The organism is Ruegeria sp. BG3 (assembly GCF_056538485.1).
This window is the reverse complement of record NZ_JBQFTE010000013.1, coordinates 124,695-145,999: the sequence shown is the minus strand read 5'-3', so window position 1 is coordinate 145,999 and position 21,305 is coordinate 124,695. Positions and strand designations below refer to the sequence as shown.

The 21,305-nt window shown below is 56.3% G+C and carries 18 protein-coding genes; 11 read left to right on the top strand and 7 right to left on the bottom strand.

Annotated features, from left to right (window positions below; translation table 11 throughout):
• Positions 1-747: 747 nt before the first annotated feature.
• The gene (locus tag ACR0AI_RS20045; protein WP_480676682.1) at positions 748-2,379 is read left to right on the top strand and encodes a bifunctional aspartate transaminase/aspartate 4-decarboxylase; all 1,632 of its coding nucleotides are present in this window, start codon (positions 748-750) and stop codon (positions 2,377-2,379) included.
• Between the two features lie 99 nt (positions 2,380-2,478).
• Here the strand turns inward: ACR0AI_RS20045 and aspT are convergent, their stop codons facing one another.
• Together aspT and ACR0AI_RS20035 are read right to left on the bottom strand one after the other, a co-directional pair.
• Positions 2,479-4,179 carry an aspartate-alanine antiporter gene (gene aspT / locus ACR0AI_RS20040; protein WP_480676680.1) on the bottom strand — a complete coding sequence of 567 codons (1,701 nt, stop codon included), beginning with the start codon at positions 4,177-4,179 and terminating at the stop codon, positions 2,479-2,481.
• A gap of 700 nt (positions 4,180-4,879) precedes the next feature.
• The gene (locus ACR0AI_RS20035; RefSeq protein WP_170377141.1) at positions 4,880-5,809 is read right to left on the bottom strand and encodes a LysR family transcriptional regulator; all 930 of its coding nucleotides are present in this window, start codon (positions 5,807-5,809) and stop codon (positions 4,880-4,882) included.
• Positions 5,810-5,914: 105 nt separating this feature from the next.
• Between ACR0AI_RS20035 and ACR0AI_RS20030 the strand changes: the two genes are divergently transcribed.
• From ACR0AI_RS20030 to ACR0AI_RS19985, 10 genes are read left to right on the top strand one after another with little or no spacing between them, the layout of a single operon-like run.
• The gene (locus ACR0AI_RS20030) at positions 5,915-6,976 is read left to right on the top strand and encodes a maleylacetate reductase (protein ID WP_480676678.1); all 1,062 of its coding nucleotides are present in this window, start codon (positions 5,915-5,917) and stop codon (positions 6,974-6,976) included.
• A gap of 25 nt (positions 6,977-7,001) precedes the next feature.
• On the top strand, positions 7,002-8,276 hold the full coding sequence (locus ACR0AI_RS20025) for an ABC transporter substrate-binding protein (protein WP_480676676.1): 1,275 nt from the start codon (positions 7,002-7,004) through the stop codon (positions 8,274-8,276).
• Between the two features lie 49 nt (positions 8,277-8,325).
• Positions 8,326-9,045 carry an ABC transporter ATP-binding protein gene (locus tag ACR0AI_RS20020; protein ID WP_480676674.1) on the top strand — a complete coding sequence of 240 codons (720 nt, stop codon included), beginning with the start codon at positions 8,326-8,328 and terminating at the stop codon, positions 9,043-9,045.
• Entirely contained in the window at positions 9,045-9,755 is a 711-nt protein-coding gene (locus tag ACR0AI_RS20015) for an ABC transporter ATP-binding protein (protein ID WP_480676672.1), read from the top strand. The genes ACR0AI_RS20020 and ACR0AI_RS20015 overlap by 1 nt, the downstream gene beginning before the upstream one ends.
• Positions 9,752-10,615, top strand: coding sequence for a branched-chain amino acid ABC transporter permease (locus ACR0AI_RS20010; RefSeq protein ID WP_480676670.1), 864 nt, complete (start codon positions 9,752-9,754; stop codon positions 10,613-10,615). The genes ACR0AI_RS20015 and ACR0AI_RS20010 overlap by 4 nt, the downstream gene beginning before the upstream one ends.
• The gene (locus tag ACR0AI_RS20005) at positions 10,615-11,682 is read left to right on the top strand and encodes a branched-chain amino acid ABC transporter permease (RefSeq protein ID WP_480669833.1); all 1,068 of its coding nucleotides are present in this window, start codon (positions 10,615-10,617) and stop codon (positions 11,680-11,682) included. The genes ACR0AI_RS20010 and ACR0AI_RS20005 overlap by 1 nt, the downstream gene beginning before the upstream one ends.
• Before the next feature lie 3 nt (positions 11,683-11,685).
• Positions 11,686-12,267, top strand: a complete 582-nt coding sequence (locus tag ACR0AI_RS20000; protein WP_170690337.1) for a VOC family protein — start codon at positions 11,686-11,688, stop codon at positions 12,265-12,267.
• Positions 12,268-12,295: 28 nt separating this feature from the next.
• The gene (locus ACR0AI_RS19995; protein WP_480676668.1) at positions 12,296-14,053 is read left to right on the top strand and encodes an FAD-dependent oxidoreductase; all 1,758 of its coding nucleotides are present in this window, start codon (positions 12,296-12,298) and stop codon (positions 14,051-14,053) included.
• Between the two features lie 39 nt (positions 14,054-14,092).
• Positions 14,093-14,977, top strand: a complete 885-nt coding sequence (locus ACR0AI_RS19990) for an intradiol ring-cleavage dioxygenase (protein ID WP_480676666.1) — start codon at positions 14,093-14,095, stop codon at positions 14,975-14,977.
• A gap of 1 nt (position 14,978) precedes the next feature.
• Complete coding sequence (locus ACR0AI_RS19985) at positions 14,979-15,800, top strand: 3-oxoadipate:acetyl-CoA acetyltransferase (protein WP_480676664.1); 822 nt, start codon at positions 14,979-14,981, stop codon at positions 15,798-15,800.
• A 7-nt stretch (positions 15,801-15,807) separates the two neighbouring features.
• Here ACR0AI_RS19985 and ACR0AI_RS19980 read toward each other — a convergent pair whose 3' ends face one another.
• From ACR0AI_RS19980 to ACR0AI_RS19960, 5 genes are read right to left on the bottom strand one after another with little or no spacing between them, the layout of a single operon-like run.
• The gene (locus ACR0AI_RS19980; protein ID WP_480676662.1) at positions 15,808-17,988 is read right to left on the bottom strand and encodes a xanthine dehydrogenase family protein molybdopterin-binding subunit; all 2,181 of its coding nucleotides are present in this window, start codon (positions 17,986-17,988) and stop codon (positions 15,808-15,810) included.
• 1 nt (position 17,989) lies between these two features.
• Positions 17,990-18,442, bottom strand: a complete 453-nt coding sequence (locus tag ACR0AI_RS19975; RefSeq protein ID WP_039531882.1) for a (2Fe-2S)-binding protein — start codon at positions 18,440-18,442, stop codon at positions 17,990-17,992.
• Between the two features lie 55 nt (positions 18,443-18,497).
• Complete coding sequence (locus ACR0AI_RS19970; RefSeq protein WP_480676660.1) at positions 18,498-19,400, bottom strand: efflux RND transporter periplasmic adaptor subunit; 903 nt, start codon at positions 19,398-19,400, stop codon at positions 18,498-18,500.
• A complete protein-coding gene (locus ACR0AI_RS19965) occupies positions 19,397-21,007 on the bottom strand; it encodes an MFS transporter (protein WP_480676658.1) in 1,611 nt (536 codons plus the stop codon). Before ACR0AI_RS19965 ends, ACR0AI_RS19970 begins: the two co-directional genes overlap by 4 nt.
• Positions 20,991-21,299 carry a GNAT family N-acetyltransferase gene (locus ACR0AI_RS19960; RefSeq protein WP_480676656.1) on the bottom strand — a complete coding sequence of 103 codons (309 nt, stop codon included), beginning with the start codon at positions 21,297-21,299 and terminating at the stop codon, positions 20,991-20,993. Before ACR0AI_RS19960 ends, ACR0AI_RS19965 begins: the two co-directional genes overlap by 17 nt.
• Positions 21,300-21,305: the final 6 nt, after the last annotated feature.

Genomic DNA, 21,305 nt, shown 5'->3' with positions numbered 1-21,305 from the left:
TTTGGAGAGAACGTCGAAATCCAAACCTATCTCCTCTGGCCGACCTTACTGATGCTCGGATTGCATTTGCGAGAGGTCAAATCAGTGGGTCCGTGGCACGCTACAGCGGAATTTGTCTCAGGGCCTTGTCCCAAAGCGTAGCTCAGTTCGACGGGAGCACCAGGCACGAGCCTCCCTGCAGTTGTAATGCCGCTGCGGGTCGGACAACCGTGTTAAACGACACCGTTCCCTGGACTGCGACTTTGGGCTGCGCCATTATAGGCACGCTCAGTCGGACCCAAGATACCCGTCCCCGCAAACAACGGCATGATGTTCAGCCCCAAAGGCTCCAAGAGCCATCAAAACGAAGACTACGTCAATCGCCACCCGACCCAAAGATACTGAATTCGCAGCCTGTATAGCCGCCATTTGCCGCCAGCCCAAAGTTCCGACAGTATAAAACTCACAACTTGGAGTACTGTACTGCTGTTCGTTGCTATCACCTTGCCGATCACGAACAAAAACGGTTTTTGCGGAAAAGCGAACGTTACAGATCTTTCAGGGATGTCAGCTCCGAACCCAGAGCCTCAGCACAATTTCTATCACTCTGACGGCCTTGCAAGTAAGTTACAGCCAAGTCTTCTAATGACGACACGCAATCCTCGGTTATGCGTTCATCCCTTCAATTAGCGTTGTTTTCATTGACACATTGCCTTGCATGCGATCCGCTTAGCTACGTCATCTGTTTTAACGCAAGGATTTGATGTCATGCCAGAATCGCTCAACCTGCATAAATTTGAAAACCTAAGTCCTTTCCAAATCAAAGACGAACTTATCAAGTTGGCGCAAAAAGAGGCGCGGCAGATGGCTCTGCCATACCTAAATGCCGGTCGAGGGAACCCAAACTGGATCGCCACCAAAGCGCGGGAGGCATTTTTCCTGTTAGGGCAGTTCGCCATGACAGAAGCTCAGCGCCATCGGAACGAGCCGGAGGTCGGTCTGGCTGGGATGCCGCAAGGGCCAGGCTGCTATGATCGGCTCAAAACGTATTGCGCCAAATCGGTTGAAGGAAACGGCCCTCCTGGTGCGGACACTTTGGTGGCAGTCGTTGATTTTGCGATTGAGAAATTCGGCTTTACGCCAGACGATTTCGTACTCGAATTGACCGATGGTATTGTTGGCGACCATTACCCGATGCCCGACCGTTGCATGGAACACAACGAAGCGATTGTGCATGAATATGTTATGTGGGCGATGTGCGCAGGGCACCGACCGGATGCGAAGTTTGATATCTACGCAGTTGAGGGTGGAACCGCAGCGATGTGTTACATCTTCAAAGCGCTCAAGAACCAGAGATTGCTGAATGCCGGTGACACGATTGCGTTGGGTACACCGATTTTCACACCATATCTGGAGATGCCGGTCCTTGAAGACTATGGGCTGAACACAGTGGATGTATCTTCGAAAGAAGAGGACCACTTTCAACTGAACGACGAAGATTTCGAAATTCTGTCCGACCCGAAAGTCAAAGCACTCTTTCTGGTTAACCCGGGCAATCCGTCTTCAGTCGCTATCAGCCCCGAGGTCTCAGCTCGGCTTGTCGAGTTCGTAAAGACCCGCCGCCCGGACCTGATCATTTTGACTGACGACGTGTACGGGACCTTCGTTCCAAACTTTCAATCTATCCTGGGGCATCTGCCTGAGAATACCATCGGGGTTTATTCCTACTCCAAGTACTTTGGTTGCACAGGGTGGCGTTTAGGCGCGATTTTGGTGGCTGAGAACAACATCTTCGACAAGATGATTGCGGATGCTCCGGACGAAACCAAAGCCGTCGTCAACGCACGCTACGAAACGCTGACGCCTGATCCATCGTCGTTCAAGTTCATCGACCGGATCGTTGCCGACAGCCGCGATGTTGCGCTGAACCACACTGCTGGCCTATCGCTGCCACAACAGGTGATGATGACTTTGTTTTCACTCGTCGAGCTTATGGACGAAGAGAAGGCCTATCAGAAATTCTGCTGGGGTATTCTGAAACATCGCTTTGACGAGTTGGTCGACGGGATGGGCATCGAAGTTCCCGATAACCCGCTTTTCGACAAGTACTACGGTATCATCGACTTCGAATTCTGGCTCCGCAAATACGTGGGCGAAGAGGTGGTCGAGTGGATCAAAGAGAATGTTCACCCGCTGGATATATCGTTCAAACTGGCTCAGGACCACGGGATCGTGTTGCTGAATGGATCGGGCTTTGACGCGCCGAACTGGTCGGCGCGGGTATCCTTCGCCAATTTGGATGATAGTGCTTACCGCCAGATCGGAAGAGCGGTGCGCGCCGTGGCCACCGGCTACGTGCAGGCCTACCGTGCCTCGAAAGGGTTGCCATTGCACGGTTGACATCTAGCTACAGCGTAGCGCAACGGATCAGCGTGGTGATTGACACACATGCTGATCTCACCCTTCTAGGTTAGGACCCTGGCTATTGTGAGGTCTGACTTACGGAACAAAAGCCACAACCAAAGGCCCCCAGAGAGTCAGGAAAATATTGGCCACGGCATAGGTCATTGTGAAGGCAGGTGTCGGTGTCGAGTTCCCGGCTTTTTCCAATAGTGTCGCAAAACCGGGATTGCCCGAGCGTGATCCGGTCACAACCGCACAGGCCTCAACCGGGTTCTTAATACGCAGGGCGAAGTAGTTGATCGGGAACTGAACGATCATGGGCATCAATGTAACCACAACACCCAAAAGCAGAAGTATGATCCCATATTCCTGAATTGCCTCTAGCGCAGGTTTGCCTGCATTTAGGCCAACAACACCAACAAACACAGCTAAACCAAAGCTCTGAAGGAAATTAGCGGCCCCACGGTTGATGCCGCCGATCTTGGGTCGCCGGATGCGCAAATATCCGATGATCAACCCTGTAACCAGGCAACCCAGGCCAGACCCCAAAGCCACCTTTGTTCCTGCAATGACAAAGCTGATCTCTCCGATCAGATAGCCGATGGCCACGCCGATCCCCAATGCAATGAAATTGGTGACCGAGGCCGAAGGCGGCACATAGCCCGCAACCTTGGCAACTCGGTTCAGGTCGTCCTTGTGACCGACAATACTGATCTCGTCACCTGCGTGGATCTCCGTGTTGTGTAGGACGGGGACATCATGGCCCATTCGGGTAATCTTTGAGACATGAACACCGCGCCTTTGATCCGCCGTCAGAGCTTCGCGCAGCTCTGCCAAGGTTTTGCCGGTCAGTTTACGGTTGGTAACCACGACATTGCGACGCTCCTCCACAACCGTCAGTTCAGGGGGATACTCTCCGATTTCACCACTGGCGCTCCCCTCGAATTGGGTCAAAGTCGCGACGAGGCCGGAGACGACCACCGTGTCTCCGGCATTGATTATCGTTTCGGGGGTCGGATCTATAGGAGCGCCATCGTGGAGCAATCGTTCTACGATCAGATCGCCATCATAGCCGCTTTCGATGTCTTTGACGGATTTTCCGGCAATGCTTGCATCGGCATTTACTTGATAGGCGCGGGCGTCAAACCGGTTCATGGGAAGGAACTCTCCTTCCTCTAGTTTGGGACCACCGCCGCCGAGTTTCTGAGCCAACTTAATCGCTTCTTGCCGCAGATCGACACGCATGATGATGGGAATGATGCTAACTGCCAATATCGGGCCGATTGAGCCGAAGATGTAAGTAACCGAGTATCCTACGGCGATGTTGGTTTTCAGTTTTTCCGCCTCATCAGCGGCGAGCCCAAGCAGATCGATGGCGTTCCCAGCGGTGCCAATGATTGCAGATTGTGTCAGGCCACCAGCGGCCAACCCCGCGGCCAGCCCTTTGTCCAAACCCGCCAACCGAGCAACAACAATAACAAAAAACAACCCCCAGAGGGTCATCATAAACGCGGCAAGTAACTTGGTCAGCGCAGTTCGGTTCAAGGCCGCAAAAAACTGAGGCCCGCCGTTGTAGCCGACCATGAATATGAAGAGAGAAAAGAAAACATTCTGAACATCGGTGCTAAGGTTGATCCCACCGATCTGGCCAATGAAGACGGCCACCAACAAAGTGCCAGCGATGCCCCCCAACTCAAACTTGCCGACCCGAAACTTTCCGACGCCGTATCCAAGACCCAGACAAAGAAACAATGCCATGATCGGGAAGGCGCGAAGCTGTTCTGTAATCAATTCCATTATTTGATCTCCAGGGTTCAAACGCTGGTCGTTTCCCCTCAAGATACAGAGCCTTACTGTATTGAAAACAAAAAAATTTGGACAACCGACGTCGTGCGGACTCTATGAAACCCTTCGGAACAATTTCTCTTAATGCTTGGGTGAACTTGAAATCAAAAAACTATTTTCAGAATGTAGGTCACGCCATTCACTCTTTGCCTTTTGGCAATGAGCTTTGCCATTTCGATGGTTTCATGTGCTCCCTGAGCTCATGCTGAAGATCTTCACATAATTTACAGCGAACGGAGGTCGTTTCTCTGACCTGATCTGCAGAAATGGAGCAAAAGCTATGAACCTCAGGCGACTGTTTACAGAATAGCACCCGCGCTAACCACATGGCAGATCGGCAGGAACATGCGCCAACTGCTTCTGGCCTGCAAAACAATCCTGATTTTCCTGAGAGGAAGCCGGGAAAATGAAAAAAGTCTAGGTACTGGATGAAGCAAGCGAGGTAGCAAGCGCAGTGTTCTGTTGCTGGACGCAAAACTATTTGTCACATTGCACAATCACTCTAGAACGCCACCGATTGCCGCCTTCGTTTAAAGTGCAAAACCTCAGAAAACCGGTAAATCTCTTGGGTCATTTCTAAGCCAAACTTCCTCCGGGCTTCACAAACCCGCTCAGTCTCTCGAGTTTTATTAGGCTAGACCAGTCAGAGAGATCATCCCGCGCTACAAATCAACCGATCAAGCATTTCGAACTTCTGCTTTATGAACTCAAGCACGCGGTTCGACGAAGCAGGCATGCTTCGGGCGCTGAGCGTAACGCATCCCAAGTGTCGGTCGGGATCACCGATTTTTATCGGCAGTGCTGTCAGAGTTTTTTGCCGTTGCATCATAAAGACCACTGAAAAAGGTAAAACGGTCAAGGAGTCAGAACCCGTCAGAACGTTCACAACCGCACTCAAAGACCCGCCTGTGAAACTGATTTTGAGGTCTCGCATACCGATACCGTCCAGCGTGTTTCGCAAGTCACGAAAAAGCGGGCTGTTTGCAGGTGGCGCGATCCAGGAAAACTCAGTGATGTCTTCAAGCTTCACCTCTTTTTTGCGCGCCAATGGGTGCCCAACACGGCACGCAATGACGTTTCGACCAGGCAGGATTTGACGAAACTCGTACTCATCAGACACGTCTGCTGGGCGCATAGGAAGAATGGCCAAGTCCAGAGTTTCAGCGGACAACTGGGACAAAAGTTCAGTGGGGTATCCATAGGATTGGTCGATCCGAATATTGGGATACTCAGCCTGAAACTCTGCAATCACGTTCGAGATGACACCGTCCATAAAGATCGGCGTACCCGCAACCCGCACTGCACCGGCAATGCCCTGACGGTGTTCGTCCACAACGCGGCTTGCATGGCGACCTGCGCTTAGGATTCTTTGACCTTCCTGAGCAAGCGCAAGACCAAGCTCAGTGGGTTGCAATGGCCTTCGGGTCGGCAGGAATAAGGGCTCTCCCACCCTGTCCTCCAAGAGAGAGACGCTTCTGGAGACACTGGGTTGAGATTTCCCAAGTAAAGCAGCGCCTTCGGTTAACCCTCCGGCCTCGACAATAGCGGCAAGAATCTCGAGATGTCTTGGATCAAGCTTCATAACTCAAAGTTATATTGATGGTCGATAATTCGATCAAGAGTGCTGTCTTTGCCTGCTAGCGTTCCCTCCAGATCCGCAATCCATCGTTTGTCAGGAACGCGCCCAATGGCTCTCAGCACCACCAGAATCAATGGCCAGAAAGTCCGATTCGGCGCAGGTTTGCGCAACGACATCTGCGCGGAGTTGGCGGAGCTGGGATCGAACAAAGCGCTGATCCTATCGACGCCTCAGCAAGTCGATATGGCAATGGAGCTTGCAACAACTGTTGGGGATCGTGCTGCAGGCGTCTTCACCCGGGCAACGATGCACACCCCGGTCGGCGTGACCGAAGAAGCGGTTGAACATGCATTGTCTGTCAAGGCCGATAGCATTGTCTCTATTGGTGGAGGTTCGACGATTGGCTTAGGCAAGGCGATTGCCCTTCGTACCTCTTTGCCACAAATCGCCATCCCGACCACATATGCCGGTAGCGAAGCTACTCCGATCCTGGGCCAGACTGAGGATGGCATCAAAACCACCCTGACAGAACCAAAGGTTCTGCCCCGCGTCATCCTGTACGATCCCGAACTTGTGGCGTCATTGCCGCCCGCAATGACCGTGACCAGCGCCTTGAATGCCATGGCTCATGCTGCCGAGGCACTTTATGCCAAGGATCGCACGGATCAGACCACGGAATTGGCTATCGGCGGCTTGAAGGCGTTTGCGGAAGGTCTGCCGACCGTTGTCGAAAGCCCCGACGACCTCAAAGCCAGAGAGGAAACACAGCGCGGTGCATGGGCCTGCGGCACTGTGCTTGGTCTGGTTGGAATGGCGTTGCATCACAAGCTTTGCCATACGCTGGGCGGATCCTTCAATCTGCCGCATGCGGAAACTCACGCGGTCATTCTGCCTCATGCCATCGCCTACAACGCGGCGGGTGTGCCGGAGCTTTTGGCACCCGTGTCAGAAATTCTCGGCGGTTCCGAGCCCGGCCAGGCGCTTTGGGATTTTTCCAATTCCATGGGCGCACCAATGGCTCTTAAAAACTTTGGTCTTTCAGAGGCAGATCTGGATCGCGCCACCGAAATCGCACTCAAGAACCCGTATTGGAACCCGCACCCCGTCACGGCTGATGGGCTGCGGGCGCTTCTTCAGAGCGCGTGGGCGGGAAACGCCCCAAGCGTTTGACTTCACCGTGTCGAGGGAGGGACACATGATCACACGACGCAAATTGCTGCAATCCAGCGCCGCGACCGGCCTCGGGCTGGCCACCGGTGCCCTTGCTGCACCGGCCATCGCGCAAGGTGCCAAAATCAAGCTGGGCTATGTCAGCCCGCAATCCGGGCCTTTAGCTGCCTTTTCTGAGGCCGACAAGTTTATTCTGGACAACTTCGCCGCGTCCGAGGCCGGTGCGAATTTCGAAGTCATCGTCAAAGACAGCCAGTCGAACCCGAACCGTGCAGCTGACGTCGCGGGCGAGTTGATCGTGGATGATGAGATCGACCTTATGCTGGTCGCTTCGACACCCGAAACGACCAACCCGGTTGCCTCCACCTGTGAGGCCGAGGAAGTGCCGTGTATTTCCACTGTTGCGCCATGGCAACCGTGGTTCATCGGCCAGCAGGGCAACCCCGGCGATCCAGCCAGTTGGGAGCCGTTCTACTACGCCTATCACTTTTTCTGGGGTCTTGAGGACGTGATCTCGGTCTTTACGGCGATGTGGGGCCAATTGGAGACCAACAAGCAGGTCGGTGCTCTGTTCCCAAATGACGGCGATGGCAATGCTTGGGGCGATCCGAATGTGGGTTTCCCGCCGGTTCTATCCGAATTGGGATATAGCCTGACAGATCCCGGGCGGTACCAGAACCTGACCGACGATTTCTCGGCCCAGATCAACGCGTTCCGCCAGGCGAATGTAGAAATCGTAACCGGCGTTCCCATCCCGCCTGACTTCACCACCTTCTGGAGCCAGGCCAAGCAGCAAGGTTTTACCCCCAAGGCGGCGAGCATCGGCAAAGCCATCCTGTTTCCGCAAGCGGTTGAGGCGTTGGGTAACGCAGGCAACAACCTGAGTTCCGAGGTGTGGTGGTCACCGACGCATCCGTTCTCATCGTCGTTGACCGGCGCAAGCTCGGCTGAATTGGCTCAGGGTTACATGGCCGCCACCAGCCGCCAATGGACCCAGCCCATCGGCTTTGTGCACGCACTGTTTGAAATGGCCGCTAACGTCATGGGACGTGTTGATGACGCAGGTGACGGGGATGCAGTGGCTGAGGCCATCGCTGCCACGCAGTTGGATTCCATTGTTGGCCGGATCGCCTTTGATGGTGCGGGTCTGCCACCCTTCGCCGCACAGAACGTCGCGAAAACGCCCTTGGTCGGAGGGCAGTGGAGGCTGCTCGACAATGGCAGCTACGACCTCGTGATCGTCGACAACTCTTCAGCACCCGAAATTCCGACTGCAGGTGTGATGGAAGAAATCTCCTGATCGCAACGAAACCAGCGCCCCGGACCCTGTCCGGGGCAGGAACTCCGGTATGACCATACTTTCGCTCAAAAACGTCTCGAAAAGCTTCGGTGCGCTCACCGTTACTGACGATGTCAGTTTTGATGTCGCGCAAGGGCAGGCCCTTGGGATCATTGGCCCGAATGGGGCGGGTAAGTCGACGCTGTTCAATCTGATAACGGGCAACCTGACTTCTGACGCGGGGTCGATCCATTTCGACGGGACCGATGTAACCCGCGTGCCGCCGATGCAGCGCTGTTTGTCGGGTATAGGGCGTTCGTTCCAGATCCCTCAGCCCTTTGATCATCTGACGGTGTTCGAAAACCTACTGGTGGCTGCGACGCATGGGCAGAGCAAATCCGAACATGAGGTTGAACAGGACTGCGCCCGCATTCTTGAGCAGACAGAATTGCTGGATGTGGCCAATGACACAGCCGGAGGATTGCGGCTGTTGCAACGCAAGCGGTTGGAGTTGGCCCGCGCGATGGCAACCAATCCAAAGCTGTTGCTGCTGGACGAAATCGCCGGAGGCCTGACGGACGCGGAATGCACCGCGCTGATCAACACGATCAAGGGGCTGCACAGCAGCGGCGTCACGATCATCTGGATCGAACATGTCCTGCATGCGCTGACCTCTGTTGTTGAACGGCTGCTGGTTCTGGATTTCGGCAAGGTCATCGGCCTCGGCGAACCGGATGAGATCATGAACAGCCGGGAAGTCAAAGAAATCTATCTGGGGATCGAAGTCTGATGAGCCTGTTAGAGACCCACGCGCTGACCGCCCATTACGGAGATTTCCAAGCCCTGTTTGGCGTGGATATCCATCTGGACGAAGGTGAAACCGTCGCCATCATCGGGGCAAACGGGGCCGGGAAATCGACCCTCATGCGCTCGATCTCGGGCGTTCTGACCAACGGGTCGGATCAAGTGCGCTTTGACGGCCAACCCATTGGGGGCTTGGCTGCTGATGAGATCATGGCGCGCGGCGTGGCCATGGTGCCCGAGGGGCGCCGGCTGTTTCCTTCCCTAAGCGTCGAGGAAAACTTGCTGATCGGCACCTATGGCCGCAAGGTATCGGGCCATTGGTCATTGCAAACAATCTACGACCTGTTCCCGATTCTGAAAGAGCGCCGCAACCACCCCGGCACAGCCCTGTCTGGCGGGCAACAGCAGATGGTTGCAATCGGTCGCGCGCTGATGAGCAACCCCCGTGTTCTGCTGTGTGACGAGATCAGCCTTGGTCTCGCGCCGGTGGTCATCAAAGACATCTACGATGCCGTCCCCCGCATTCAGGAGGCCGGGGCCAGCCTGATCGTGGTGGAACAGGACATCGGCCAAGCCATGAAAGTCGCAGACCGCGTCTACTGCATGATGGAGGGTCGCGTCACGCTGGAAGGCACTGCCGAGACGCTCAGCCGCGAGGCCATTCACGACGCCTATTTCGGAGGAGCCGCCGCATGATCTGGATCGATACCATCATTCAGGGCGTGCTTTTGGGCGGACTGTATGCGCTGTTCGCGGCAGGCCTGAGCCTTGTGTTCGGGATCATGCGTTTGGTCAATCTGGCCCATGGCGATCTCATCGTCTTTGCCGCCTATCTGATCCTTCTGCTGGTCTCGTTGCTTGGGCTCTCTCCGTTTTTGGCAGCAATCATTGCCGCACCGGTCATGTTTGGCGTGGGTTGGGCATTGCAGAGACATGTGCTGAACCGCGTGCTGGGGCCTGATATCCTGCCACCTTTGCTTGTGACATTCGGTCTGTCGGTTGTTTTGCAGAATGCTCTGCTCGAAGGGTTCTCTGCCGATAGCCAACGTTTGCCCGCGGGTGAGATTGCAACGGCTTCCGTTCAAATGGGCGGTCTGAACCTAGGCGTTCTGCCGCTGCTGACCTTTGCTTCTGCGATCCTTGTCATCATCGGTCTAAACCAGCTTTTCTACCGCACGGAATTGGGGCGGGCGTTCCGCGCGACCTCGGATGATGCGGTGACAGCGGGTCTAATGGGTATCCGGCCAGAACGTATCTTCGCAACTGCGACAGCCATCGCAATGCTCGTGGTGACCTTGGCGGCGCTTTATCTGGGAATGCGAGCGAACTTTGACCCGAATATCGGCCCAGCACGCCTGATCTACGCCTTTGAGGCCGTGATCATTGGTGGCCTCGGCAGCCTGTGGGGCACTCTGATCGGAGGCATCATCATCGGCGTCGCGCAGACTGTCGGCGCAGCAATCAACCCCGAATGGCAAATCCTGGCTGGCCACCTGGCATTTCTCATCGTGCTTCTGATCAAACCCAGAGGCCTGTTTCCAAGGGCGGTGGACTGATGACTGATACTTCGATGTACCGCGTCCAAACGCAGACCCGCGCGTCTTACAGTGCCGGAGCCGTCTGTATCGCTCTGATCATCCTGTTCATCCTGCTGCCGACATTTGCCAGTAGAGGGTTGATTCAAGACCTGTTCTTCATCTTCACCATGCTTGTACTGGCTCAGTTCTGGAACCTGCTGGCCGGGTATGGCGGCCTTGTGTCCGTCGGCCAGCAAGCCTTCGTCGGTATGGGGGCCTACGCCATGTTCGGCGGTGTCATCCTTTGGGGTATGGACCCGGTTCCAGCGATCCTGCTGGGCGGCGTTGCAGCCCTGATCGTCGCAATACCCACGGCTTTCTTCGCGTTCCGGTTGCAAGGAGCTTATTTCGCCATCGGAACATGGGTCATCGCCGAGGTCATGCGCCTTCTGGTGGCCCAATGGAAAGTGCTCGGCGGCGGCACCGGAACCTCTCTGCCGCGCACCGCGACGCGTGAGATGTGGGCCACCGAATGGATCCAGACCACCTTTGACGTTCGCGGAGCGGCAGCGCGCGATATCCTGACCTACTGGCTGGCCTTGGCGCTGGTGATCGCAACGATTGCGGGCATCTACTGGCTGCTCAGAACGAAGCGCGGGCTGGCATTGGCTGCGGTACGCGACAATGTCGAAGCAGCGAAATCCGTCGGCGTCGATGCGGTTCGGATGAAATGGCTGGTCTACTTAGTCTCAGCCGCAGGAACCGGGCTGACCGGTGCTTTGATCTATGTGCAGAAACTGCGCATCTCTCCGGATGCGGCGTTCTCGGTCACCGACTGGACGGCTTACGTGATTTTCATCGTCGTGATCGGAGGCATCGGCACCATCGAAGGCCCAATCCTGGGCGTGCTGATCTTCTTCATCCTGCAAAGCCTGCTGGCCGACTACGGCTCTTGGTACCTCATGGTGCTTGGTCTGATCGGGATCGCCGTCATGCTCTTCGCCCCGCGCGGCATCTGGGGGCTGATCTCTGAGAAAACCGGGCTTCAAATATTCCCCGTGCGCCGTCGTCTGGTGATTGGCGCTCAGTCGAACAAGGAGGATTGATCCATGAAAACACTCGCATTGACGGTCGCAGTCACAGCATTGGGAACTGGCGCATTTGCGGGCAGCTCCCTGCCGGGAATGACGGGCACAGACCACGTGGGATTTACAGTCCCGAGTGTCGATGAGGCCGTCACCTTCTTTCAGGACGTCATCGGTTGCAATGTGTTCTACCCTTTGGGACCGTTCTCGGGCGGTGACAGCACTTGGATGGCGGACCATCTAAACGTGGACGCCAAGGCCGAGATTCCGACGATGCGGCTGGTACGCTGTGGAAACGGCGCCAATTTCGAAATCTTCGAATACACCGCGCCGGATCAGGATACGAAACTGCCGCGAAACTCGGATATCGGCGGACATCACATCGCGTTTTACACCACCGATATGGACGGTGCCGTCAGCTATTTGCAGGACAAGGGTATTGAGGTTCTGGGCAACCCGACAACCATGACCGACGGGCCAAGCGCTGGCGAGACCTGGGTCTATTTCCTCGCCCCCTGGGGCATGCAGCTGGAACTGGTCAGCTACCCGGACGGCAAAGCCTATGAGGCCGAATATGACGGCCGCCTCTGGGATCCGCGGTCCTGAGAAATTCAAAGAACAAGGGAGAGAGCTTATGGCCACCATCACAACGGATGTCCTGATCATCGGGACCGGCCCGGCGGGGTCTGCAACGGCGGCTTTGCTGTCGAGCTATGGCGTCGAGAACATGGTCATCAACCGCTATCGCTGGCTGGCCAATACGCCGCGCGCGCATATCACCAATCAGCGCACGATGGAGGTGCTGCGCGACCTTGGTCATGAGGTCGAGGCCGAAGCTTATATGCACGCCGCGCATCAGGATTTGATGGGTGAAAACGTGTTCTGCGAAAGCCTCGCCGGTGAGGAAATCGGACGGATGAAAAGCTGGGGCAATCATCCACTGTCCAAGGCCGAGCACTTGCTGTCCAGCCCGACGATGATGAACGATCTGCCGCAGACATTCATGGAACCGATCCTGTTTGGCACCGCTTGTCGCCGTGGGACTCAGGCGCGGATGAGCACCGAATACTTGCGGCATGAGCAAGACGCAGATGGTGTGAAAACGACGTGTTTGGATCGTTTGTCGGGCGAAGAAATCACGATCCGTTCAAAATACCTGGTCGGCGCGGACGGGGGCAATTCTCTGGTCGCCGAACATGCCGATCTACCTTTTGAAGGACAAATGGGCGTCGGTGGGTCCATGAACATCCTGTTCCGGGCCGATCTCAGCAAATACGTGGCGCATCGGCCATCGGTCCTCTATTGGGTGATGCAACCGGGTGCGAATGTCGGAGGCATCGGCATGGGTTTGGTCCGCATGGTCCGCCCATGGAACGAATGGCTCATCGTCTGGGGCTATGACATCAACCAACCCGCCCCCGAGGTGGACGAGGCCATGGCCACTCAGGTCGCACGGCAATTGGTTGGCGACCCCGAGCTTGAGATCGAACTGATCAGCGCCAACACCTGGACCGTCAACAATATGTACGCAACCCATATGCAAAAGGATCGCGTGTTCATAATGGGTGACGCGGCACACCGACACCCACCGTCCAACGGGCTGGGGTCGAACACGTCAATTCAGGATAGCTTTAACCTCGCCTGGAAACTGGCGGCAGTCCTGAAAGGCCACGCCGGAGAGACCCTGCTGGACAGCTACAGCGAAGAACGCGCGCCCGTGGCAAAGCAGATCGTCACACGGGCCAATCAATCCATCGGTGAATTCGGTCCCATCTTTGAATCGCTCGGAATGGCCGAAGGCGTCGATCCAGAGGTCATGCAAAGCAATCTAGAGGCTCGTACAGGATCAACGCCTGAAGCCGCGGCACAAAGACAGGCCATTCGCGAGGCGATTGCTTTCAAGAAATATGAGTTCGATGCGCATGGCGTTGAAATGAACCAGCGCTACGACTCCTGTGCAATTGAAACGGATGGTCAACCCGATCCCGGTTTTGATCAGGATGAGGAGCTGCACTACCAGCCGACGACTTGGCCCGGCGCGCGTATTCCACATGTCTGGGTGTTTGATCATAATACTGGGAACAAGCATTCAACTCTGGATTTGTGCGGTCGTGGGGAATTCACCGTGCTGACCGGAATTGGTGGCGAGGCTTGGGTGACTGCGGCCGAGACCGTCTCGAGAGAACTCGGCATGCCCATTCGCTGTCACGTCATCGGCCCGCGCCAGACCTATGTCGACCACACCGGGGATTGGGCGCGTGCGTCCGAAATTTCGGATACGGGCTGTTTGTTGGTCCGTCCTGATCAACATGTTGCGTGGCGCTCAGCCGATATGGCCGCGGATGCCGAAGCCGAACTGCGTCGCGCGCTGACCACAGTGCTTTCGCGATGAGCCAATCTGGAGCAAACTTACACAAGTCAGGAGGCCAAAATGGACTCGCATGAGATGGGATACTTCACCGAGGAAAACTCGGCCGAGGTCGTCACGGCGCGCAACAAAAACGCTGAAAGCGAACGGCTGAAGCAGGTGATGGAGGTCATCACCAGAAAACTCCACGAAGCCGTGAAGGAAATCGAGCCGACGCAGCAGGAATGGTTCGAGGCGATCATGTTCCTGACCAAGGTTGGGCACATGTGCGATGATTGGCGACAGGAATACATTCTTCTGTCCGATGTTCTGGGTGTATCGATGCTGGTGGATGCCGTGAACTCACGTCGCCCCACGGGGGCCTCCGAGAACACTGTGCTGGGTCCATTCCATGTGGGAGGTGCCCCGGAATATGAGATGGGACACAATATTTGTCTCGACCAAAAGGGCGAAGACATGGTGGTGCGGGGTCGTGTTACCGATGTGGAAGGCAACCCGTTGGAAGGTGTCAAGATTGATGTCTGGCAAGCCAACGATGACGGGTTTTACGACGTGCAGCAGAAAGGTATTCAACCTGATTTCAACCTGCGTGGCGTCTTCACAACCGGAGCCGACGGCACCTATTGGTTCCGGGCCGTGCGACCCAAGAACTACCCTATCCCGGATGACGGGCCGGTTGGCGATCTGTTGAAGCGTCTTGGTCGGCACCCGTACCGACCAGCGCACCTGCACTACATCGTTTCAAAAGACGGCTACGACGACCTGACCACGCATATTTTCGATCCCGACGACCAATATATCAATTCGGACGCGGTTTTTGGGGTCAAAGAAAGCCTGATCGCCGAATTCAACCAGGTCGATGATCCGGCGCGATCTGCGGAAGTTGGCTTTGAAGGTCCCTTTTGGGATGTCGAATTCGACTTTGTCCTCGCACCGAAAGAGGCGTGAAATGTCTGAACCCTGCATCATCTGCGTTGCAATAACCGGATCCTTGCCAACCAAGGTCAATAACCCGGCCGTACCCATAACAGTCGAGGAACAAGTCGAAAGCACACAGGCCGCTTTTGAGGCAGGAGCATCCATTTGCCATGCCCATGTTCGAAACGATGATGAAACGCCTTCAAGCGACCCGGAAAAGTTCGCAAGGTTGAAAGAGGGGCTTGAGAAACACTGCCCTGGCATGATCATCCAGTTTTCGACAGGAGGGCGATCGGGGGCTGGCAAGACGCGCGGCGGCATGCTGCCGTTGCGACCGGATATGGCGTCGTTGTCCGTGGGGTCGAACAACTTTCCCACGCGTGTGTACGAAAACCCACCCGATCTTGTCGACTGGCTCGCCGCTGAAATGGCAACTTATGACGTCAAACCAGAGATCGAAGCCTTCGATCTGAGCCATATCCTGAAGGCGGCCGAGATGCACAAGAAAGGTCAGATCAAAGACACGCCTTATGTGCAATTTGTCATGGGTGTGAAGAACGCGATGCCTGCGGACCGGGACGTATTCGATTTCTATGTGAAGACAGTAGATCGACTGTTTCCGGGTGCGCCGTGGTGCGCTGCAGGCATTGGTGCCCAGCAGGAGGTTCTGAACCACTGGGCAATTTCGTCAGGTGGCCATGCACGGACAGGTTTGGAAGACAACGTGCGCCTGGATCGCAATACGCTGGTACCGTCAAACGCAGCGCTTGTAACGCGGACTGCAGAGATCTGTGCCCAATACAACCGCCCGGTTGCGACCACCAACCAGGCGCGTGAGATACTCGGGCTTTAAACCGGAACTAGCTGTCTAATACAGCCGCCACACGTTCAGGCGTAAACGGCATGTGTCGCAAGCGCTTGCCTTGCGCGGCATAGAATGCGTTGGCGATGGCCGCAGGCACCATCGGAGTGCCAACCTCGCCAACACCAACTGGCGGCGCATCGACCTCTGCAACGTAGATCTTGATCTCCGGCATCTGCGCCGCGCGTGTGATCTCGTAGTCCCAGAAGTTGCTCTGGACAACCTCGCCGTTTTCGATGTCGATCTTTTCGGAAAGAGCCATCGAGATGCCAAACACGATGCCACCTTCGATCTGATTGAGTGCGTTGTCCGGCGTGACGATCAGGCCCGCATCGATTGCGGCCCAGAAGTTGGTGATCTGGATCTCTCCACTGTCCGCGTCGACTTCAACTTCCGCCACACCTGCGGCCATGGACGAGCTGTAGCCTGCAAAAGAAAGCCCTAGGTTTCGATCTCCGCGATTGTGCCAATCGGACATCTCAGCCACCTTCTCAAGCAGGTGCTGCCCACGCGGGTTTTCGGAAACAAGGTCAAGCCGGAACTCCAATGGGTCCCGCCCGGCCTGTTCTGCCAGTTCGTCCATGAAACACTCTGCCGCAAAGGCCGTGTAGGACGCACCAATACCGCGATAGGGGGCAAGGCGCGCGTGCCTTTCCATGATCAGGTGATCGGCGCGGAAATCCTTGATTCCATAGAACTTGCTCTCGGCACCCCGCATTGAAATCACATCGTTCGGGTTAACCGCGTCCCAACGCATGGGATTGAAAAACCCAATGACCGTTGGTGTCGCGACCTTGTGATACCACCCATCCAGCTTTCCTTCCGCTGTCAGACCTGCCTCAAGCTTTTGGGCCGCAGCCGGGCGGAAGGTCCCCTGCTTCACGTCGTCTTCACGCGGCCAAATCACTTTGACAGGGCGTCCAACGGCCTTAGAGCACAGCGCCGCATCACGCACATAGTTCTGCATCAGGGCTGTGCGTCGACCAAAGCCTCCGCCCATCGTCATCATGTTCAGTCGAACGCTTTCGGCGGGGATATCCAGCACCTCGGACACGGTGCGCGCAGTCCATGACTGCGTTTGCGTGCCCGCCCAAACCTCAGCACCTTGTCCGTCCGCATCGACATCAGCGACCGCCGCCATCGGCTCAATCTGAGCATGGTAGGCATAGTCCGACAAATAAAGCTGCGAAAACTGACGTGCAGCGTTGCCAATAGCTGCAGGGGCGTCGCCTTTTTCAGCCCAGGTTGCCCCCGACGCGTCCGGGGCGCTAACAGCAGCGGCGTATTCGGCCAGCGTCTCTTCGCTGTTTGAGGTCCGGAAGGGTGAGGTTGTGGACCATTCGACCTCAAGCAAACCCCGTGCGCCCAAGGCAGACCACAGGCTTTCCGCGACGACGGCGACACCGTCGGGTACGGTCACGATGTCGATGACGCCCGGTACCTCGCGCGCGGCAATGTCGTTGATGGAAAGCGGTACTTCGTCCTCAACGGGTGCGCGCAGGACAGCTGCATAGGCCATATTGGGCACTTCCACATCAATGGCATATTCAGCCTGACCTGTGCTTTTGGCCGGAACGTCGCGACGCGGCAGATCTTGCCCGATGATCCGAAACGCGGATGGGTCTTTCAGCGGCACGGTCTCAGCGTCTGGCACCGTCACATCTGTCAAACCGAACGCCGCCAGTTCACCATACCCTGCCTGTTGGCCATCGGGGCCCAAAACAACACTTGGTTCCGTCCTGAGGCTGGCTTTGTCCACACCCCATTCGCGCGCTGCGATTTGCAGCAACACGTCGCGCGCTTGAGCGCCCGCCTTGCGCATCGGATCGAAGTAGAACTGTGTTCCGGTGCTGCCAGCCGTATACAAAACCCCGCCAAACAGCTGATTTCCAAAGCGTCGATCATCAGCGTTGAGCTGTTCGATCTCAACATCGTCCCATGCTGCATCAAACTCCTCAGCAAGGATTTGGGGTAACGTGGAGTAGCTGCTTTGCCCCATTTCGGTCGACGGGAAGACAACGCGGATGCTTCCATCTGCTCGGATCGTCAACCAGTGATTGACATCCAGAGTGCCAGCAGCTGCCTCAGCCCGGACAGATGAGATCCCTCCCGCACCGATGAAAAATGTCAGTCCGGCAGCGCCTTGTAGAAATCCACGGCGGTTCATGGTCATAGTCATCTCAAACCTCCTTGGCTGCGCGTTCGATGGCTTTGAAAATGCGGTTATACGTCCCGCAGCGACAGAGGTTCGCGCTCATCTCATCGACAATTTCCTGTCGTGTCGGGGATGGATTGTCTGCCAGAAGTGCCGCCGCGCGCATGATCTGACCCGACTGGCAATAGCCGCATTGTGCGACCTGCTCTTCGATCCAGGCCCTCTGAACAGGATGCGAGCCGTCTTCGGACAATCCTTCGATTGTCGTGACTTGCGCATCCTCCACGTCGCTGACCGACATCTGGCACGCAAAGCTCGCTACACCATCCACATGCACCGTGCAGGCCCCACACATGGCAGCACCGCATCCGTATTTCGTACCCTTGAGTTTGAGCGTATCTCGAAGGACCAGCAGCAACATTTCGTCAGGGGGGTTATCAACCTCTACGGGTCGGCCGTTCAATTCGAATTTGATCATTTGGAACAGTCCTTGTGATGCCTGATGTTGAGGGGATCTTGTGGGGTGGATTTCTTCATGGCCTGACCATGGAGTGGTCCTGCTCGGCGCCGGTGACTGGGCTGACCACGGGCGTGACACGAACTTTCATTCCCGGTCGCAACGTTAGGTCGGGGTTTTCCAGATCTGCCCAGACACGTATCTTTCCGCTGTTTTCATCGAACCAGACCGCCGATCCAGTGAGCCGAATTGCATCTGACAGAACCCGACCAATTTCCGTTTCAACACGAAACCAGCCAGATTTTGATAACTCCTCTGAGCGCGTGTTAGTCGTGTTCAGCCCTGAAACCCATTGGGCATAGGGAAGCTCGAACACAACGCGCAGGCGGTTGAGATTTACGAGTTGAAACAGGGGCGGGTCGCCGGAATTGAACTCAACCAGCGAACCCGGTCCAACACGCGGGTCTTCAACATGTCCTGAGATCGGCGCACGTAAGAGGGTGTCTTCGTAGTTGGTTTGTGCGATCTCCAACTCGGTTTCCGCCAAGGCCCTTTCGGCCTCAGCCAAAGCCAGATTGGTTTTAGCGTCCAACAAGGCGACCTCTGTTGCCGCTCCTCGCGTCGAGAGTTGGGCTGCGCGGTCCAACTTATCTCGGGCTTGAAGCAACAGAGCCTCGGCTTTGGCTAACTCTGCATTCGCGGCATCGACCGCCAGTTTCTCCAGATCGTTTCGTAGCTGCAGCAATGGCGTGCCCGCTTGGACATACTCACCTTGCTCAACCAGCACTTCTTCGACGACGCCCTCCGCCCGGCTATAAACGTCCGATCGATCGACTGCTTCGATACGGCCTTCAAACTCCGCACCACCTGCGGATGCCTGCTCAGGCGCATGGGCCCAGAACATAGCCGCAAAGACTGTGGCTGAAAGAATGGGCCTTTTGGTGACCAATTTCGACAGCATCTCAAACACTCTCATCATGGTGCGATCAAATGGCGAACGACGGGCCCGCTTTCACGGGTATCGAAGGCTGCGACAGCCCGTTGAAGGTCCTGATCCTGGTGTGATACACGCTCGTGCTGAGCCAGATGTTCTTCCCAAGATGAAACCATGAAGGCTTCGACCCATAGCTCAGGCTCTTCTGCACTTTGGAAAACGCGCCAATCATAGGCTCCGTCGCGCCAGCGCTCGCCTGACCATTCTTGAATCGCGGACAGGAACGCAGCTTCGTCCTCGGGTCGGATGCGATACTCGACTTCGACCATGACGGGACCGCGGGATGCCAAGCCGTGCTCTTCAAGGGCAACTTGCGGCGCCGGCCAATGCATAGAGGGCGTCAGGTCCAGATCTTCGCCCTGACCAAGCTGGAACTTGCGCGTAAGAAGCAAGCCAACGATCAAACCGCCTGCTGCGATCAGCAAGGTGATCGAAACAGATGTTGCCGTGGCCACCTGACCCCAGAATGCTGATCCAAACGCCATGGACCCGAAGAACACCATCAGATTCACAGACAATCCTCGGGCCCTGACCCAGTTGGGCAGCGCGGTCTGCGCCGACACATTGAACGTGGTGAGAACGGCAATCCAGCTAAAGCCACCCAATAGTGCGGCGATATAGGCCAGAGGAGGGGTTGTCGCCGTCGCAAGAATTGCCATGGCAACGGCGGTGCCGATGGTGCCGCCTGCAGCTGTCGTGCTTGCATCAAGCGTCGCGCGGAAATGCGGAAGGGTCAAAGCACCCGCAACAGCCCCGGCGCCGATCAAAGTCAGCAACAATCCATACAGCGTCGCCCCGCCCCCTTCGATCGTTCGGACGACCAGCGGCAGCAGAGCCCAATAGGCAGAGGCAAAGATGAAGAAGGCAAAGGATCGGATCAACGTGGCCTTGAGCGGGCCGTTATGTGCGACGTGCCGCATGCCGGTCATCATCGCGTTGAACACGGGCTGAGATGTCTTCGATACACCGCCGTCATGCTTCCACAACAACAGAGCGCCAATGATCACGAGATAACTGACCGCGTTGACTGCAAAGGGGGCTGCCAAACTGACCGATGCAATCAAAACGCCCGCCAAAGCAGGGCCGATCGCGCGGCTGATGTTGATGCCCATTGAATTCAACGCAATGGCTGGTTGCAACGCATCACGCGGCACCAGAGTTGGCACGATCGCTTGCCAGGCCGGAGCCATGAAGGCGGTGCCTGTTCCGATGGCCAACGTGAACAGGATCAGCAGCGTCGGTGTTACCAGTTCGAGCTGAACCAGCACGGTTAGCACCGACACCAGCACCAGAAGCACCACGTTCACCGTGATCAACAGCTTGCGTTTATCCAACCGATCCGCCAGCGTACCGGCGTACAAGGCGAAGATGAACACTGGCAGGGTTGTTGCCGCCTGCACGAGTGAGACAACCGCCGGAGATGAATTGAGCGTCGTCATCAGCCACCCTGCGCCAACGTCATGCATCCACGTGCCGACGTTAGAGATCAGGGTCGCAACCCAAAGAAGCGCGAACGCCCGATGTTTGAAAGGGGCCCAAGCCGAGTTTGATGCCGCAGGTGCAGGTTTCGCGATGCTACCACTGGATGACATCTGCCAACTCCTCGCGGTTTTTTTCGGCGTAGGACCGCACAAACGGGCAAAGAGGCACGATACGGAGACCCTTATCGCGCGCGTCCGCCACAAGCTGCGCGGCCAAGGTCCGAGCCAAGCCGCGACCACGCAACTCTTCCGGGACAAACGTGTGGTCGGCGATAACGAGGCTGGGCGTGACTTTTGACAGCGTTAGTTCCGCCTCGCTCACGATCCCGGACACCGAAGCGCCGTATCGTGCATTTGTATCGCTTTCGCTGTAAGTGATTTTTAGCTTTTGATCGTCCAACATAGGAAA

Excerpts from the sequence above, each read along its gene's own strand:
- ACR0AI_RS20045 (WP_480676682.1), top strand. The coding sequence starts at position 748 with ATGCCAGAATCGCTCAACCTGCATAAATTTGAAAACCTAAGTCCTTTC.
- aspT (WP_480676680.1), bottom strand. The coding sequence starts at position 4,179 with ATGGAATTGATTACAGAACAGCTTCGCGCCTTCCCGATCATGGCATTG.
- ACR0AI_RS20035 (WP_170377141.1), bottom strand. The coding sequence starts at position 5,809 with ATGAAGCTTGATCCAAGACATCTCGAGATTCTTGCCGCTATTGTCGAG.
- ACR0AI_RS20030 (WP_480676678.1), top strand. The coding sequence starts at position 5,915 with ATGGCTCTCAGCACCACCAGAATCAATGGCCAGAAAGTCCGATTCGGC.
- ACR0AI_RS20025 (WP_480676676.1), top strand. The coding sequence starts at position 7,002 with ATGATCACACGACGCAAATTGCTGCAATCCAGCGCCGCGACCGGCCTC.
- ACR0AI_RS20020 (WP_480676674.1), top strand. The coding sequence starts at position 8,326 with ATGACCATACTTTCGCTCAAAAACGTCTCGAAAAGCTTCGGTGCGCTC.
- ACR0AI_RS20015 (WP_480676672.1), top strand. The coding sequence starts at position 9,045 with ATGAGCCTGTTAGAGACCCACGCGCTGACCGCCCATTACGGAGATTTC.
- ACR0AI_RS20010 (WP_480676670.1), top strand. The coding sequence starts at position 9,752 with ATGATCTGGATCGATACCATCATTCAGGGCGTGCTTTTGGGCGGACTG.
- ACR0AI_RS20005 (WP_480669833.1), top strand. The coding sequence starts at position 10,615 with ATGACTGATACTTCGATGTACCGCGTCCAAACGCAGACCCGCGCGTCT.
- ACR0AI_RS20000 (WP_170690337.1), top strand. The coding sequence starts at position 11,686 with ATGAAAACACTCGCATTGACGGTCGCAGTCACAGCATTGGGAACTGGC.
- ACR0AI_RS19995 (WP_480676668.1), top strand. The coding sequence starts at position 12,296 with ATGGCCACCATCACAACGGATGTCCTGATCATCGGGACCGGCCCGGCG.
- ACR0AI_RS19990 (WP_480676666.1), top strand. The coding sequence starts at position 14,093 with ATGGACTCGCATGAGATGGGATACTTCACCGAGGAAAACTCGGCCGAG.
- ACR0AI_RS19985 (WP_480676664.1), top strand. The coding sequence starts at position 14,979 with ATGTCTGAACCCTGCATCATCTGCGTTGCAATAACCGGATCCTTGCCA.
- ACR0AI_RS19980 (WP_480676662.1), bottom strand. The coding sequence starts at position 17,988 with ATGACTATGACCATGAACCGCCGTGGATTTCTACAAGGCGCTGCCGGA.
- ACR0AI_RS19975 (WP_039531882.1), bottom strand. The coding sequence starts at position 18,442 with ATGATCAAATTCGAATTGAACGGCCGACCCGTAGAGGTTGATAACCCC.
- ACR0AI_RS19970 (WP_480676660.1), bottom strand. The coding sequence starts at position 19,400 with ATGATGAGAGTGTTTGAGATGCTGTCGAAATTGGTCACCAAAAGGCCC.
- ACR0AI_RS19965 (WP_480676658.1), bottom strand. The coding sequence starts at position 21,007 with ATGTCATCCAGTGGTAGCATCGCGAAACCTGCACCTGCGGCATCAAAC.
- ACR0AI_RS19960 (WP_480676656.1), bottom strand. The coding sequence starts at position 21,299 with ATGTTGGACGATCAAAAGCTAAAAATCACTTACAGCGAAAGCGATACA.